The sequence below is a fragment of the Caballeronia hypogeia genome (assembly GCF_001544875.2).
GTDB classification, from domain to species: Bacteria; Pseudomonadota; Gammaproteobacteria; order Burkholderiales; family Burkholderiaceae; genus Caballeronia; species Caballeronia hypogeia.
Genome location: NZ_FCOA02000015.1, coordinates 1 through 17,253 on the forward strand (window position 1 = coordinate 1; position 17,253 = coordinate 17,253).

The following is a 17,253-nucleotide window of genomic DNA, read 5'->3' on the forward strand; positions in this document are numbered from 1 at the left end:
CGTTCGCCCCTCCGCCCGGCGGCGGGGCGAACGCGCTGCCCGCGCCGATCGCGCCGCCCGCGCCCGTGCCCGAGGGCAAGAAGTTCGTGCTGAAAAGCATCCGCCTCGCGGGCAACGAGACCTTGCCCGCCGACACATTGCTCGCGCCCGTCGCCGACAAGATCGGCCAGGAGGTATCGATCAACGATCTCAACGCGATGGCAGCGCGCGTCGCGCAGGTGTATCGCGATCGCGGCTATCCGCTCGCGCAGGTCGTGATTCCGCCGCAGGACGTGACCGAAGGCGATGTCACCTTCACCGTGCTCGAAGGCAAGATCGGGCGCGTGCGGCTGATCATGGCGCCGGGCGTGCCGATCAAGGAGTCGCTGGTGCGCGCGCGGCTCGCCGCCATCGAGCCGGGCAAGCCGCTCAAACAGGGCGAGCTCGAACGCACCATGCTGCTGCTATCGGATGTGCCCGGCATCAAGGTGAGTTCGGCGCTGGAGTCGGGCAGCGCGCCCGGCACCGTCGATCTGAACGTGACCGTGGAGGCCGCGCGCCGCTACGACTTCGCGATATCCGGCGACAACTACGGCTCCGCGCCCGCCGGACAGTGGCGTCTGGGCGCGGTCGGCCGGCTGGCGTCGCCGTTCGGCATAGGCGACAACCTCGACGTGAACCTGCTCGCCGCCGAGCGCGCCGATACGCTCTACGGGCGCGTCGGCTATGACGCGCCCATCGACGCCAACGGCACGCGTCTCGGGATCGCGTATTCGCATCTGTATTACTACCTCGGGCAGGACTTCTCGTCGCTGCAGGCGCACGGCAATGCGGATGTGGTCACGGCGTCGGTCACGCATCCGCTGATCCGCTCGCGCGGCCAGAACCTGCTGTTTCGCGGGGCTTTGGAGTATCGCTCGCTCACGGACAAGATCGATACCGTCGGCTTCGACAATCCGCAGAAGCTGTATGTCGCGAGCGTCGGGCTGTCGTACGAGAGCCGCGACAACTTTCTCGGCGGCGGCTTCAACAGCGCCGACCTGCAACTGGCCTTCGCTCACCTGAATATCGATTCGGCGGCCGGGCAGGCCATCGATCAGGGGCCGGGCGGGCGCAACACCGCCGGCAACAGCGTGCGCGCGATCATGCAGGCCAACCGCCTCAATGCGATCACGCCGAAGACGAGCTTCTTCGTCGGCGTGTCGGGGCAGTGGGCCAACCAGAACCTCGACAGTTCGTCGCGCTTCGCGCTCGGCGGGCCGAATGCGGTGCGCGCCTATTCGCCCTCGGAGGCGATCGTCGACGAAGGCATGGTCGCGACGGCGTCGCTGCGCTACGCCGTGATTCCGACCCTCACGCTCTCGGCTTTCTTCGACATCGGCGTCGGGCGCTACAACGCGCGCTCGGTGCCGGGGCAGGGCGCCAACACCGTCACGCGCAGCGGCGCGGGCGTGGGCCTGTTCTGGAACGCGCCTTACGGCATCACCGTGAACGCCAGCATGGCGTGGCGCACCACGCGCGCCGACAGCACCGGCGACGACAAGGTGCCGCGCGTGTACGTGCAGGTTTCCAAATCGTTCTAGATGCACCGACGTCACATCAACGCCATCTTTCGGCGCAGTCATGGAGGAGTTCGAAATGAACGACACAACCAGCCTTCGGACCCGCAGGCATCGCCGGGAGTGGCAGCGTGCGATCAGACGACTCGCCCGGCGCGCCGCGCGCCATGCGGGCATCGACCTGACGCCCGCCGCGCTGTTGCCGCTGATCGCGCTGGTGGCCGCGCCCGGCGCCTTCGCACTGCCCGTGGGCGGGCAAGTGGTCAACGGCAACGTGAGCATCAGCACGCCCAATCCGAACACCATGGCGATCACGCAGGGCTCGCAGAAAGGCATCGTCAACTGGAATTCGTTTTCGATCGGCGGGAGCGAGACGGTGAACATCTCGCAGCCCTCGCCGCAGGCGGTGCTGCTCAATCGCGTCACGGGCAATAACGCGAGCGTGATCGCCGGGCAGCTCAACGCCAACGGCCAGGTGTTTCTCGTCAATCCGGCGGGCGTACTGTTCGCGCGCGGGGCGTCGGTGAACGTGGGCTCGATCGTCGCGTCGACGCTCGGCATTTCGGACCGCGATTTTCTGGCGGGCAAGTATCACTTCACGAGCGCGCAGAACGCGGGCGGCGTAGTGCGCAACGAAGGCACGATCACGGCGGCCGAGCACGGCACGGTCGCGCTGCTCGGCGCGCAGGTGGACAACAGCGGCACGGTGAGCGCGAAGCTCGGCACGGTCGCGATGGGCGCGGGCAGCGACATCACGCTCGACTTCGCGGGCGACGGCCTCACCATGCTCAAGATCGACGGTCCCGCGGCGCAGGCGCTCGCGAGCAACTCGGGCGTGTTGCAGGCGGACGGCGGTCAGGTGCTGATGTCGGTGCAGACCGCCGACGCGCTCGCCTCGACCGTGCTGAACCAGACGGGCGCGGTGCGGGCGCAGAGCGTGGCCGAGCGCAACGGGCGCATCGTGCTCGACGGCGGCGCGGCGGGGCTGACCGAAGTGGCAGGCAACGTCGATGCGACCGGCGGCGCGGGATTGACGGGCGGCAACATCGACATCACGGGCTATCACGTCGCGCTGAACGACGGCGCGCGCATCGACGCGAGCGGCGGCGCGGGCGGCGGACGCGTGCGCGTGGGCGGCGGTTCGGCGGGGCAGGCGACCGACATCCATAACGCCGACGCCGTGTGGATGGGCCCAAGCGCGCAAATCCACGCCGATGCGCTCGATAACGGCAACGGCGGCAATGTCGTGGTCTACGGCACGAACGCGGCGCGCGTGCATGGAACGCTCACGGCGCGTGGCGGGAACACGGCGGGCAATGGCGGCCTGATCGAGACGTCCGCGCGGTTTCTGGACGCGGCGGGCGTGAATATCGACGCATCGGCGCTGCATGGCGTCGGCGGGACGTGGCTGCTGGACCCGTACGACGTGACGATCACGTCGTCTTCGCTCGACTCGGGCGGCGGGCCGAGCTTCACGGGGTCGGACAGATCATTGATCTATGTCGGCACGATCAACACGTTTCTGAGCGACGGCACGTCGGTCACCGTCGATACCGGCGCGCCCGGTTCGGGCGGCCGCGCGCTCGGCGACATCACGCTGCAGGGGCAGATCGACAAGGCGGGCGGCGCGCCGGCGACGCTCACGCTGAGCGCGGCCCACTCGATCATCATGCAGAGCGGCGCGGGGGCGTCGATCGTTGCGTCGCAGGAAGCAGGCGCGAGCGCGAGCCCGCTTTCGGTGGTGCTCACGGCGAACACCGCCGGCTCCACGGACGGCTCGGCCGGAGTCCTGCTGGCCGGGTCGCCGGGCAATTCGACGCTCCAGTTCCTGACCAACGGCGGCAACATCACCATCGGCGGGCCAGCGGGCGGCGTCGCGCCGCGCGTCGTGCTCGACGACGTGAACATGGACACGCGCACGCGCACGGGCCCCAACCGGCCGGTCGCGGATTCCACTTACACCATGAGCGCGACCGACCCCAGCGGCGCGATCTCGATCAACGGACACGGGCCGGTCGTCGCGGTCGGCGAGACCACGAACGCGGGCTACGGCGTGAACGTGCTGGACGGCTCCACGCTGCAAACGACGTCCGGCGGCATCACGCTGTCCGGCGACGGCGCGATCACCGGCGTGAACATCGGCGGCGGCACGGGCACGAGCACCGTCACTTCGTCCTCGGGCGATATCCGGCTGACGGGTACGGGCGGGCTCGCGGGCGTCGGCCTTCCCGGAGGCGGCCTCTCCACTACGACCGGCAACATCGTGCTCAACGGCAGTTCGACGACAGGAGTAGGCGTGAGCGTCGACGGCGGCACAATCGGCTCGACGGGCACAAACGGCGCAGCCGGCGCAACGGGCGCGATCTCTCTGACGGGCGACGGCCTCTCGGCTGGCGTGAACCTCGATGCAGGCGCCAGCATCACATCGGCGGCCGCCAACATCAGCCTCAGCGGCACGGCGTCGGTGGGCGACGGCGTGCAGCTCGGCGGCGGGACGATCGGCTCGACGGGCGGCGGCGCGATCTCGCTGACGGGCAGCGGCGCGACGCTCGGCGTGGGCCTGCTTTCGGGCGGCATCACGTCGCCGACGGGCAACGTCACGATCGCCGGCGCGTCCGCGACGGGCGGCGGGGTCTTTGTCGGCGCGGCGACCGTCGATGCAACCGGCGGCGGCGCAATCTCGGTATCCGGCTCGGGTCCGGTGGATGGCGTGCTGATGACGGGCGGCGCACTCAGGTCCACGAACGGCGCGCTCACCGTCACCGGCAGCTCGACGGCGGGCCCCGGCATCACGGCCACCAATTCGACGCTCTCCGCGAGCGGCGGCGCGATCTCCGTGACGGGTAACGGCCAGACGGGCGGCGTCGCGCTCTCGGATACCGACGTCAGCACGGTGACGGGCAATGTTTCGATCACAGGCGTATCGGCGCAAGGCCTGGGCGTCGAACTGTATCAGTCCACGCTGACCTCGCGCAGCGGTGCGTACACGGTGACGGGCCAGGGCGGCGCGGGCGGCGTCGAGGCGAACGGCGGCAGCATTCAGCCCGGTTCCGGCGACGTCACCATCGACGGCATCGCGCTCGCCTCCGGCGCTGGCGGACGCGCGGATGGCGTCTCCCTGTTCGCCATGCCGATCACCACGACCGGCGGCATCACGATTCGCGGCCAGGCCGCGCTGAACGGCCCGCAGGGCGGCGGCGTGACCATCACGGCGGCGGGCGAGGGTACGGTCACGCTTAGCTCGGGTCTGCCCGGCATCCGCGTCTACGGCAGCGGCAACGGCTACGAAGGCGTGTCGACGGTGGCGATGGACGGCGTGGACAGCGGCCGGCGCGTCTTCTTCGTCGCGTCCGACGGCGAGGGCACGGGCGGCCCGATCGACATTCGCGGCGTGACCAACGGCGCGATCGTCACGGCGTCGGGCGCGGATGCGGGCTATCACTCCGGCGTGAGACTCGCCAACGCGAGCCTCGACGGCTCGGACATCACACTGGCGGGCTCCATCTCGGGCGGCGGCACGGTGGAGCAGGCGGGGCTGCAGATCATCGATTCCAGCGTCGGCTCGACGGCCACGAAGACGCTCACGCTGCGCGCATCGAACAACAGCGCGAACACGTCGTCCATTACGTTCGATGCCGGTTCGACTTCGCTCGATGCGCGCTCGACGCTCGCCGCGCCTCACGGCACGCTCGTGCTCGCGCCGGGCAGCGTCTCGGCGAGCACGTTCGAGATCGCCGCGGACGACGCCGCGCCGATGAGCATAGGCGTCGTGGGCGCGACCGGGCGCGGCTTCACCATCGACAGCAGCCTGGGCACGCGCTTCACGACGAGCGTCGATAACGTCTATATCGGCTCGGCGTCGCACATCGGGCATATCACGGTCGGGGCGACTTGCGTCGCGCCGCCGTGCGCGGGCCTGCCGACTTTCGGCAAGCTCTCCGTCGCCAATGCCGGTCAAGGCAGCCAGGGCATCACGCTTGCGTCGGACATCGATCTCGGCGATCTGGGCGATCAGCTCACGCTGTATTCCGCCGGACCCGTCACGCAGACCGGGCGGATCGGCGTGGACAGGCTGCTGCTCGCCGGGCCGGGCCAGTTCACGCTGACCAGCGCCGGCAACTACCTCGGCGCGGTCACGCTCGTCGGCACGGGCAATACGTCGCTCGCCAGCACGAGCATGACGGTCACGGGCGGAAGCGGCACGGTCTTCGACGCGGGCACGAACGGCTTCAGAACGCTCGACGGCACCGCGCGCTCGACGCTCGCGGGCAATCTCACGCTCAACACGACGGACGGTGATCTCGACATCGAAACGCCGTTGCAGAACGTATCCGGCCACGACATCACGCTGAATCTGCACAGCGCCGACTTTCTCACCATCGGCTCGAACATCACGTCGACGCTGGGCGCGCTCAATCTCGTCGCCGATGCGGTGAACGAGGTGTTCGTCGGCGGGTTTTCGAGCGGCGACGGCACGGCTTCGCGCGTCGCCATCCAGACCAACGGCGGCAACGTGACGCTGACCGGCGAAGGCAAGACCGTCATCACGTCCGATGGCCCGACCGGCAGCACTGGCGCGGCCGTCGTGCTGAATCTGGCCGATATCGACACGCGCGTGGGCGCGGCGAGCGGCGCGCCGTCGTCGACGGGCGGCACGGTGACGGTTCATGGCACGATGCCCGCGCCGCGCGACGCCGAGGGATCGTTCGCCGGCACGCTCGCCGCCATCGACGTCAACAACGCGACGATCACCACCGGAAGCGGCAACGTCGCGCTCGTCGGGCAAAGCCTGAATCCGGCGGTCAATCCCGGCGGTGGCGTGGTGCTGGGCAATACCTCACAATTCGACGCCGCGCCGAGCGGCCCCGCGCGCATCACCACGGGCACGGGCGCGATCTACATCTACGGCACGGGCAGCGGCGCGGGGTACGCCGGCGTGACGGTGGCGAACGGCTCGTCGATCGTGAGCGCGGGCGGCCCGATCGACATACGCGGGAGCATCGCGGGCGTTGGCGCCGGAGCGCCATCGCCCACGTATGGCGTGCTGCTGCTGAGCGGCTCGATTAACGCGAGCGCACCGTCCGGCACGGTCTCGATCGCCGGTTCGACACCCACCGCCGATGCAGGGATCGCCTACGGCGCCGTGCCGCTGCCCGGCAATCCGGCGCTCGTCGCCGGGCCGTTCTCGATCAGCACGGGCCAGGGCGGCGTGATCTCGCTGCGTGCGGCCAACAACGGCACGGCCACGAGTCTGCTGGGCCGGAGCGGCGCGGGTTCCATCGATCCGCAAGGCGGCACGCTCGCGATCTCGGCGGCATCGGTCGATCCGTCGAGCTTCAACGTCACGGCGCAAAACGGCGTGCCGATCACGCTCTTCGGCACGAACGCGTCGCCGGGACTTTCCATCGACAACGCCACATATCAGACCTTCTCCACCAACCTGCAAACCCTCGTGCTCGGGTCCCCGACGCAAACCGGGCGCATCACGGTCCAAGGTCCGTGCGCGGGCGGCGCAGGGTGCGCCACGCGTCCCGACGTCGCGACGAACCTCACGCTGGAGAACACCGGCGCGGGCAGTCAGGGCATCGATCTGCCTTCGGGCATCGCGTTGCCGGCGAATGCCACGCTCGCGCTCGACACGACCGGCACGGTCACCGATCCGGGCGGCATTCAGGCCAGCACGCTGCTGCTCGCGGGTGGCGGCGTCTTCAATCTGCTCGATCCGAATGTCGTCGATACGCTCGTCATCGCAGGCGCGGGCACGGTGCGATTCCGCAACGCGGGCAGCTTCACGATCGGCGCGGGCAGCGCGAACGGCGTCGATGCGAACGGCCGCGCTACGCCGATCGGCGGTCAGCAAGGCTCGGTAACCGGCGATCTCGTCGCGATCTCCGACAACGGCCAGGTCACGCTCGGCACTCAGAACGCGCCACTTCATTTGCAGGCAGGCGGCAGCATCGACCTCGTGATGGAGAACGCGGTGTTCAACAATCCGTACGGAAGCACGCTGGGCGCGGGCAATGCGTGGCGCGTGTGGGCAAAGACGTGGCAAGGGGAGAACCGCAACCGCATCGATCCGGGTAACGCGCCGCCGAACTTCTATGGTTGCGCCTACGGTGGCGTATGCGAATGGAACGGCCTGCAGTCGATGGACGTCGTGTCACGCGACGGCGGCAATCATTTCGTGTACACGGACCGGCCGACGATCACGGTGGATATAGGCAATCAGCAGCGCGACGCCGGACAGGACAACCGTGGTTTCAGCTTTACGCCGAACGGGTTCGTGAACGGCGACCCGCAGAACAATGTGCTCACCGGCTCGATGAGTTCGCCGGCGGACCGCAATTCACCGCCCGGAACGTATGCGATCAACGGCACGTTCTCGTCGCCCGTGGGTTATGAGGTGACCGTCGTTCCCGGCACGCTGACGGTTAATGCGCCACCGACGCCGCTTCAGGGCGCAGTCTTCAACCGCACCGGCCTGCAACCGCTCTTCACCGCGCAGGAGCAGAGCTTCGTCTACGAGAGCAATCTCGGCGGCGTCAACGTCTGCGTAGGCACGAACGAGCCGGTCCTCGCCCTGCAGCAGTCCGAAGGACCGGCTGACACGCTCGCTTCCGAATGGAAGCGCGTGCGCTCGCGCCCGAACCTGAACAACTGTCTGGTCGTGAACGGCCAGCACGGTTGCAGCGAATTCTGACGCTGGAGCCGCGATGATCGACATAGAACCGCTGCTCGCGCCCACCGAATCGATGCCGCCCGCCGGCGTCGATCTTGAATACGACCCGGCGTTCCTCGCCTTCGAGGCGCTCGCGCGCGGCAATCCCGAGCGTCAGTTCGAAGCGCTCGCCGAGCCGACCGCGTGGCCAGACGTGCTCGAGGAATCGCAGGCGCTGCTCGCGAAGTCGAAGGATCTGCGCATTGCCGTGGTGTACGTGCGCGCGGCGGCGCGCGTGCACGGCCTCGCGGGTTTCCATGCGGGCCTGAGCCTGCTGACGGGTCTGTTCGAGCGCTACTGGGACACGCTCTATCCGCCGCTCGATGCCGACGACGACAACGATCCCGTGTCGCGCGTCAACGCGCTCGCGCCGCTCGCCGATGCGTACACGCCTTTCGCGGAAGCCGAAACGCTGCTGCACGATCTGCGCGAAACCGAAGTGTGCCGCGCGCGCGGCGAGCGGCTGACGGTGCGCGACATCCTGATCGCGCAGGGCAGGCTCGCGGCGGCCGAGGGCGCGAGCGCCGCGACGCCCGCGCGGGTCGAAGGCATGCTGGCCGATGCGCTCGCGCACGATCGCGATATCTTCGCCGCGGGCATCGACCTGCCGCGCGCGGTGCAGGCGCTCGCCGCCGCCATGACCGAGCGGCTGGGCGCGGCGCGCTCGCCGCTCATCGACAAGATGATGGACACGGCGCGCTGCGTGGCCACGCAGCTTCGCGCGGCGGCGCAACCGGCCGCTGCAACGTCGCCGGCCTCCGCACTGACCGCGACGCCAGCCAGCGCTCCCCGCATGGCGGCGCGTCCCGGCGAGCTCGCGACGCGCGAGGACGCCATCGCGCTGCTCGACGCGGTCTGCGCGTTTCTCGAACGCACCGAGCCGGCCCATCCCGCGCCGCTTCTGATACGCCGCGCGCGCGGCTGGCTGGGCAAGGACTTTCTCTCCGTGATGCAGGACCTCGCGCCCGACAGCCTCACGCAAATCCATCTGATCGCCGGCACGAAGCGACAGTGACGCTTTCAAACAAGCCACGCGTGAATCGTCTTCCAAGCGTGGCTCATGCTCACGCACAGGAGGCCTCATGGCAACCAGCAGTCAAAAATTCATCGCTCGCAATCGCGCGCCGCGCGTGCAGATCGAATACGACGTCGAGACTTACGGCAGCGAGAAGAAGATTCAGCTGCCGTTCGTGATGGGCGTCATGGCCGACCTCTCCGGCAAGCCCGCGGAGGCGCTGCCGCCGGTCGAACAGCGCAAGTTCCAGGAAATCGACATCGACAACTTCGACAGCCGCATGAAGGCGATGCAGCCGCGCGTCGCGTTCCAGGTGCCCAACAGGCTGACGGGCGAAGGCAATCTGAGCGTCGATATCACCTTCGATACGCTCGACGATTTTTCGCCCGCCGCCGTCGCGCGCAAGGTCGACTCGCTCGCGAAGCTGCTGGAGGCGCGCACGCAGCTCGCCAATCTCGTCATCTTCATGGATGGCAAGAACGGCGCCGAGGAGCTGATCGCGCGCGTGCTCGACGATCCCGCGCTGCTCAAGACGCTCGCCGCGACGACGCCCGACAAGGCGGCCGCCTCCGACTCCGCAACGCCGGCCGCCGCGCCCGCCGCCGAGTAAGCCATCACGAACGAGCCTGAACAGGAAACGACCATGTCCGACATTCCTCAAGCGGCGGAAGCCGCACCCGAATTGCAGGGCGCGACGCTCGAAGGCAGTGATCTCGCTTCGCTGCTGAACCGCGAGTTCCGCCCGAAGAGCGACGAGGCGAAGAGCGCGGTGCAGACGGCGGTGCAGACGCTCGCGCAGCAGGCGCTGTCGCAGACGCAGATCATCTCCGGCGACGCCATCCGCTCGATCCAGGCGATGATCGCCGAGATCGACCAGAAGCTCACCGAGCAGGTCAACGAGGTGATGCATCATGCCGACTTCCAGAAGCTGGAAGGCTCGTGGCGCGGACTGTACTACCTCATCAACAACACCGAAACGGACGAGATGCTCAAGATTCGCGTGATGAACATCTCGAAGAAGGACTTGAGCAAGACGCTCAAGCGCTTCAAGGGCGTCGCGTGGGACCAGAGCCCGCTGTTCAAGCAGATCTACGAGCACGAGTACGGTCAGCTCGGCGGCGAGCCGTTCGGCGCGTTCATCGGCGATTACTACTTCAATCAGACGCCGCCCGATGTGGAGCTGCTGGGCGAGATGTCGAAGATCGCGGCGGCGGCGCATTCGCCGTTCATCGCCGCGGCCGATCCGAGTCTCCTGCAGATGGATTCGTGGCAGGAGCTCGCCAATCCGCGCGATCTCACGAAGATCTTCGGCACGCCGGAATATGCGAGCTGGCGCTCGTTGCGCACGTCGGAGGATTCGCGTTATATCGGGCTTGCGATGCCGCGTTTTCTGGCGCGCGTGCCGTACGGCGCGAAGACCGAGCCCGTCGATGAATTCGACTTCGAGGAAGAAACGGGCTCCGCCGATCACTCCAAGTACACGTGGGCCAACTCGGCTTATGCGATGGGCGTGAACATCACGCGCTCGTTCAAGCTGTATAGCTGGTGCTCGCGCATTCGCGGCGTGGAGTCGGGCGGCGCGGTGGAAGGCCTGCCCGTGCACAGTTTTCCGACGGACGACGGCGGCGTCGACATGAAGTGCCCGACGGAAATCGCCATCTCGGACCGGCGCGAGGCGGAACTGGCGAAGAACGGTTTCATGCCGCTGATCCATCGCAAGAATTCCGATTTCGCGGCGTTCATCGGCGCGCAGTCGTTGCAGAAGCCGTTCGAATACGAAGACCCGGACGCCACCGCGAACGCCGCGCTCTCCGCGCGCCTGCCGTATCTGTTCGCGTGCAACCGCTTTGCGCATTACCTGAAGTGCATCGTGCGCGACAAGGTGGGCAGCTTCAAGGAACGCGAGGACATGGAAGTCTGGCTCAACAAGTGGATCACGCAATACGTGGACGGCGATCCGGCCAATTCTTCCGAATACACCAAGGCGCAAAAGCCGCTCGCCGCTGCGGAGGTGAAGGTGCAGGAAGTGCCGGGCGCGCCGGGTTATTACACGTCGCAGTTTTATCTCAGGCCGCATTATCAGCTGGAAGGGCTGACGGTGTCGTTGAGGCTGGTGTCGCGGTTGCCTTCGCAGAAGCAGGCGGGGTGAGGGTGATGTCGTCTGGTTGAGCGCGGTGAGCGACGCTGGCAACCGACGCTCAACCAGGAATGAAATGCGGGTCTTGAAACTCAGGATCCAAGACATCGGCGAGTGGCACTTGCGTTCAAGTGTCGACTACGGCAGAGCGAATGTCCCTGTGCTCCAAATGAAAAGCAAAAGTATGAGTGACGGATTGGTAACTCGGATCCCCTGAAGGGTCCGTCCTACCCGGGGCATCCCCGACTTCGGCGACGCAGCGAGACGATGAATGTCTGGAACCTCAAGGCGTTCGGCGGGAGGCGCTGCAGCGTCAAGATCAGTCGGAACCAAAGCGGAAACTTATCTGCTGATCCGATCAAGTCAAGGACATTCTTCAAAAGAGGAGGCGTGTCCAGACGGATGCGCGAGATTGCTTGGAAAACGCTAAAGGTATGGACTCTGTTGGGGAATACAGTTGGAGAAGGACACAGGGCGGCGGATAGACTTAAATCGAGCGTATGAGATTGCGATTCGGCGGGATGGGCGTCTGTTCCTTCGCCCCGAAATGCTTGACGCGGCCAAAATTAGCTACAGACAAGCGAACGAAAATAATCGCGCATGCTTAGCCCGAGCGGATTGGGATGTTGATTTGACAAGTCTTCCATTCACGTTCTCTCCGAAGAAGGATGGATCGATCGTCCTTTACTATGCGGCGCCAGACATCTCTGCGGCATGCTTTCCTCCCCTATCTATGGCAATGAATGCCGTGTGGAAATATCGAGATGCCGCACAGGCTTCTCAATACGCATTGCCTTGACGGGCGGACGATTTTGCATCGTCTAGGCCTTTAAAGGCGCAACGGGGATATCGTTCGTGCCGGGTCGATGGAATCTCAAGGAGCGCGCATCGAGATGGTGACGTCGGTATGTGGATTAAGCACTCGCGAGTTGAAGAAGCGCTTTCGAGCTCATCAGCCGCCCCAACCCATACCGCGCTCGCCGTGAAATTGTCATGCTTCGGCCGCGCGCTCCCGCGCAATTGCGTCACCATCAGATCAAGCCACTCATCAGGCGATGACGCCTGTCCGAGCGCCTCGATCATCACCGCTTCGTCGAGATACTCCCAGAACCCATCCGTGCACAGCAGAAACGCGTCGCCATCCGCGATGGGAAACGGCTCCGCCGACGCCGCGATGTCCAGATCGTCCGCCGTGCCGAGCGCCGAGAACAGCACGTTGCGGCGCGGATAACTGCGCACGTCGCGCGCTTCGAGCAGGTTCGCATCGATCATGCTTTGCACGAGACTATGATCCTGCGTCTGCACGACCGTCGCGCCGCGCCGGAAGCAGTAAAGCCGCGTGTCGCCGCAATGCGCCCACGACGCGAGCCCCGCCGCCTGGTCGATGCCCAGCAGCACCGCCGTCGAGCGCATCTGCGCCAGGTCGCCGTCATGCTCCTGCGCATCGATGATCGCGTCGTTCGCGCGCAGCAGCACGCGCAAGAGGTTCGGCCCGGTGAGCGCGACGCCCGCCTGCGCGACGCGCTCCAGTTCGGCCAGCACCGTATCGACCGCGATGCGCGAGGCCGTGTCGCCGCCGCCGTGACCGCCCGCGCCGTCCGCGACCACGCTCGCGAACCGCGCGCCCTCCTGCCATTGCCCATAAGCGTCCTCGTTGCGCGAGCGTCCGCCCACATCGCTCACGCTTGCGGTTTGCAATTGCATGTCGGAACTCCTTCGCGCGTCACGGGCGGCCGCGGCGTTTCAGATCGCTGATCTGCGCTTCGTAGGCGGCGACGAACGCGCGGCCGAACAGCAGGTGGAAATCCTCGGTCGCCTCGCTCGACAATTGGCCGTAAAGCTCGGTGAACAGATCCCAGCAGCGCGCGCGGCGCTTATTGCCGGACATGAATTCGTCGAACCTCGAGCGTCCCGGCAGTCGCGCCTCGATGCGCTGCGGCTCGAAGCGCTCGAACACGCCGTCGAGCGCCGCGCGCATGCCCGCGACCATGCCCACCTGATGCGCGCGCAGGTCCGCGCAGGCATCGGCGAGCGCGGCGGCGGGCGGCATGAAACCGCGCACAGGCCCGCTGAGCAGATGCGCGAGCGCGGCATCCACGTTCGGCGAAAACTTGAGCGGATTGTTGTCCGCCGCCGCGATGATGGTCGCCTCCGTGCGCATCTCGCGCTTGAACGCGGCCCGCGCGGCGAGCAGGTCGAGCGTGCCTTGCGTCGCTTCACGCAGCAACATGCCGATGAGTTGCATCAGCGCGGGCGTGAGCGCTTCGATCCGGACGCCTGGGGCGTCCAGACCTCGAAGCAAGGCGTCGATGAGGGCGCGGTCGTCGCTCTGTGCGGCAGGCGCTGGCGCGGGAGAAGGCATGGGCGCGGCGCGCTGCCGGGGCGGAGTGAACGCGCTGTGCAACTCCGAACCGGCGTCGGACAGCGTGGCGGGCGGCGCGAGAGGCCGCGCCGCGCCGGTCAGACTCGCGAGCGGATCGTCGTCGTGAGCGGTGTTGGGTTGCGAGATCGGCTCGATGAGCGGCTCGACGAGCGATGCAGCGCCCGGCGCAAGACCGAACAGCTCGTCGATGGAGCGCTTCGAAGCCGGATCGTCGAACTCGAAATCGAAGTTGTCGCGCGGCGCATCCGTGTCGGGCGACGCCAGCGGTTCGGCGGCGGCGGGTGCATCGAACAAGCCCGCGAAGGGATCGTCCGATGGCGCGTCCGATGATGGCGCAGCGGCCGCCGCATGCGGCGTCTCCTGCGCAGTCACCGTGCGATCTTCGCCGCTCACTTCCGCTCGCAACTGATAGCCGCCGATCTGCACTTCGTCGCCATTTGCGAGCGGGACTTCCTGACCGGGGTCGAGCGGCACGCCGTTGACGAGCGCGGGATTGCTGCCGCGATCGGTCAGCCGGTACACGCCGTCGCGCCACGCGATCTGCGCGTGCATGCGCGACACGGTGCGCTCGGCGTCGTCGAGCACGAGCCGGTTCGTCACCGCGCGGCCGATGGTGCCGCCATCGGCGTTGAAGCTCGCCGCGAGCGGCGTGCGCGGCGGCTGGCCGTTGTGACGGGTCACCGTGAGTGTGAGCATCGGCTGAGGCCTCCGGTTGGGCTCGCGCGCGCTCAGTCGAACGCGTAGACGAAGTCGTTCGCGCTTGCCGACAGCCGGATGCGCCCGAGCGCCCCGCCTTCGGTGAGCCGCGTCAGATACTCGGTCGAGATGCGCGGCAGCACGGTGTTGGTGAGCAGCGCGTCGATCACGCGTCCGCCCGATTCGGCCTCCGTGCAGCGCGACACGATCAGCCGCACGGCGTCGTCGTCGTAGTCGAACGGAATGCCGTGATTGTTGGCGACGCGCTTCCTGATGCGCTCCAGTTGCAGCCGCACGATGTCGGCCATCATGGCGTCGGAGAGCGGATAGTAGGGCACCGTGACGAGGCGCCCCAGCAGCGCGGCGGGAAACACGTCGAGCAGCGGACGGCGCAAGGCGGCGGCGAGCGCGTCGGGCGCGGGTGCGTTGGCGGGGTCGCGGCACATCGACATGATCAGCTCCGAGCCGACGTTCGAGGTCAGCAGGATGATCGTGTTCTTGAAGTCGATATATCGTCCCTCGCCGTCTTCCATCCAGCCCTTGTCGAAGACCTGGAAGAAGATTTCGTGCACGTCCGGGTGCGCCTTCTCCACTTCGTCGAGCAGCACGACGCTGTACGGACGGCGGCGCACCGCTTCGGTGAGGATGCCGCCTTCGCCGTAACCGACATACCCGGGCGGCGCGCCCTTGAGCGTGGAAACCGTGTGCGCTTCCTGAAACTCGCTCATGTTGATGGTGATGACGTTCTGCTCGCCGCCGTAGAGCGTTTCGGCCAGCGCGAGCGCGGTTTCGGTCTTGCCGACGCCAGAGGTGCCGGCGAGCAGGAACACGCCGACCGGCTTGTCGGGATTGTCGAGACGCGCGCGCGAAGTCTGGATGCGCTTCGCGATCATCTCCAGCGCGTGGCGCTGGCCGATCACGCGGCGATCGAGCGCATCCGCGAGACTGAGCACGGCGGCCAGCTCGTTCTTGAGCATCCTGCCGACGGGAATGCCGGTCCAGTCCGCGACCACGCCCGCGACGACGCCCGCATCGACGCTCGGCAGGATCAGCGGCGCGTCGCCCTGCAGCCCGACGAGCCGCGCCTTGAGTTCGGCAAGGCGCGCGAGTCGTTCGTCGCGTGACGGCTTGGGCGTGTCGTTGTCAGCGGGAGTGTCCACCGCTTCGCCTTGTTCGCGCAACGAGGCCCGCAGCGCGAGCAGTTCGTCGACGACCTGCTTCTCGTCGTTCCAGCGCGCCTCAAGCGTGCCGAGCGCGTCGCGTTCGCGGGCGAGCGCCGCTTCGACATCCGCCGCGCGCGTGCCGGTATCGACGCCCACACTCGCCTCGCGCGCGATGATCTGCGCCTCCGTTTCCAGCGACTCGATGCGGCGGCGGCAATCGTCGACTTGCGGCGGCGTCGCGTGCTGGCTCACCGCGACGCGCGCGCACGCGGTGTCGAGCAGCGATACGGCCTTGTCGGGCAACTGCCGCGCCGGAATGTAGCGATGCGACAGCCGCACGGCCGCCTCGATCGCCTCGTCGAGCAACTGCACGCGATGATGGCCTTCCAGCACCGCCGCCACGCCGCGCAGCATGCGCACCGCTTTCGCTTCATCGGGTTCGTGGACCTGCACGACCTGAAAGCGCCGCGTGAGCGCCGGGTCCTTTTCGATGTGCTTCTTGTACTCCGCCCACGTCGTCGCTCCGATGGTGCGCAAATCGCCGCGCGCGAGCGCCGGCTTGAGCAGGTTGGCCGCGTCGCCGGTGCCAGCCGCGCCGCCCGCGCCGACGATCGCATGCACTTCGTCGATGAACAGGATCACCGGCTTCGGGCTCGCCTGCACGTCCTCGACGACCTGCCGCAAGCGCTGCTCGAACTCGCCCTTCATGCTCGCGCCAGCCTGCAGCAGGCCGAGATCGAGCGACCAGAGCGCGACTTCGCGCAAGGGCGGCGGCACGTCGCCGCGCACGAGACGCTGCGCGAAGCCTTCGACGACGGCGGTCTTGCCCACCCCTGCCTCGCCGGTCAGAAGCGGATTGTTCTGACGCCGGCGCATCAGGATGTCGACGAGCTGGCGAATTTCCTCGTCGCGGCCGGTGACGGGATCGAGCGCGCCCTTGCGCGCCTTCTCTGTCAGGTCGGTGGCGTACTTGTGCAAGGCTTCCTGCTTGCCCATGCTCGCGGGCGCGGTGTCGCCCTCCTGCGCGGACGCTTCCGCGTGCGGCTCATCCGCGCTCTCTTCGACGGAATCCGCGACGATGCGCGCGAAGTTATCCGACAGATCCTCCGGCCGGATGCGCTCGAACTGCCGCGAAATGCCGACGAGCACGCTGCGCAAACGCTGCGTCTTGAGCATGCCCACGAGCAGATGGCCCGTGCGTACCTTCGACGCGCCGTACAGCAGCGTGCCGTACACCCAGCCGCGCTCGATCGCGTCGGTGATGTGCTCGGAGATGTCGGAGATGGACGTCGCGCCGCGCGGCAGACGATCGAGCGCGGCGGTCAGCTCGCGCGCGAGCGCGGCCGCGTCCACGTCGTAGTGCGCGATGATCCGCTGCATGTCGGAGCGCGGCGTCTCCAGCATTTGCATGAGCCAGTGCGCGAGCTCCACGTAGGGATTGCCGCGCATCTTGCAGTACACCGTCGCGCTCTCGACGGTCTTGTAGCCGAGCCTGTCCAGCTTGCCGAACAGCGCTACACGACTGATTTCCGCCATCGTCCGACTCCTTTCAACGGGCGCGCGCCGACCGGAGGCGCGGCTTCATCCGATAAGACGGCGCTTA

8 protein-coding genes are annotated in these 17,253 nt (G+C 67.4%); 5 read left to right on the forward strand and 3 right to left on the reverse strand.

Annotation, left to right across the window (positions count from 1 at the left end; translation table 11 throughout):
* From AWB79_RS21285 to tssC, 5 genes are all read left to right on the forward strand, one after another.
* Positions 1-1,562, forward strand: a 1,562-nt coding sequence (locus tag AWB79_RS21285) for a ShlB/FhaC/HecB family hemolysin secretion/activation protein (RefSeq protein ID WP_061169429.1), incomplete at its 5' end; no start/stop codon positions are given.
* A 55-nt stretch (positions 1,563-1,617) separates the two neighbouring features.
* Positions 1,618-8,238 (forward strand): two-partner secretion domain-containing protein, encoded by a 6,621-nt coding sequence (locus AWB79_RS21290; protein WP_074169414.1) that lies wholly within the window; start codon positions 1,618-1,620, stop codon positions 8,236-8,238.
* 13 nt (positions 8,239-8,251) lie between these two features.
* Positions 8,252-9,271 (forward strand): type VI secretion system protein TssA, encoded by a 1,020-nt coding sequence (tssA, locus tag AWB79_RS21295; protein ID WP_061169431.1) that lies wholly within the window; start codon positions 8,252-8,254, stop codon positions 9,269-9,271.
* Positions 9,272-9,338: 67 nt separating this feature from the next.
* Positions 9,339-9,881, forward strand: coding sequence for a type VI secretion system contractile sheath small subunit (tssB, locus tag AWB79_RS21300; protein WP_061169432.1), 543 nt, complete (start codon positions 9,339-9,341; stop codon positions 9,879-9,881).
* A gap of 33 nt (positions 9,882-9,914) precedes the next feature.
* A complete protein-coding gene (gene tssC / locus AWB79_RS21305; protein WP_061169433.1) occupies positions 9,915-11,420 on the forward strand; it encodes a type VI secretion system contractile sheath large subunit in 1,506 nt (501 codons plus the stop codon).
* A 768-nt stretch (positions 11,421-12,188) separates the two neighbouring features.
* On the opposite strand, the gene AWB79_RS21310 is transcribed toward tssC, so the two are convergent.
* Genes AWB79_RS21310 through tssH form a run of 3 tightly spaced genes read right to left on the reverse strand, consistent with a single transcriptional unit; the run spans position 12,189 to position 17,186 of the window.
* Positions 12,189-13,112, reverse strand: coding sequence for a PP2C family protein-serine/threonine phosphatase (locus tag AWB79_RS21310; protein ID WP_082862416.1), 924 nt, complete (start codon positions 13,110-13,112; stop codon positions 12,189-12,191).
* A gap of 19 nt (positions 13,113-13,131) precedes the next feature.
* A complete protein-coding gene (gene tagH / locus AWB79_RS21315; RefSeq protein WP_061169434.1) occupies positions 13,132-14,487 on the reverse strand; it encodes a type VI secretion system-associated FHA domain protein TagH in 1,356 nt (451 codons plus the stop codon).
* 32 nt (positions 14,488-14,519) lie between these two features.
* The gene (tssH, locus tag AWB79_RS21320; protein WP_061169435.1) at positions 14,520-17,186 is read right to left on the reverse strand and encodes a type VI secretion system ATPase TssH; all 2,667 of its coding nucleotides are present in this window, start codon (positions 17,184-17,186) and stop codon (positions 14,520-14,522) included.
* Between the last annotated feature and the right edge of the window lie 67 nt (positions 17,187-17,253).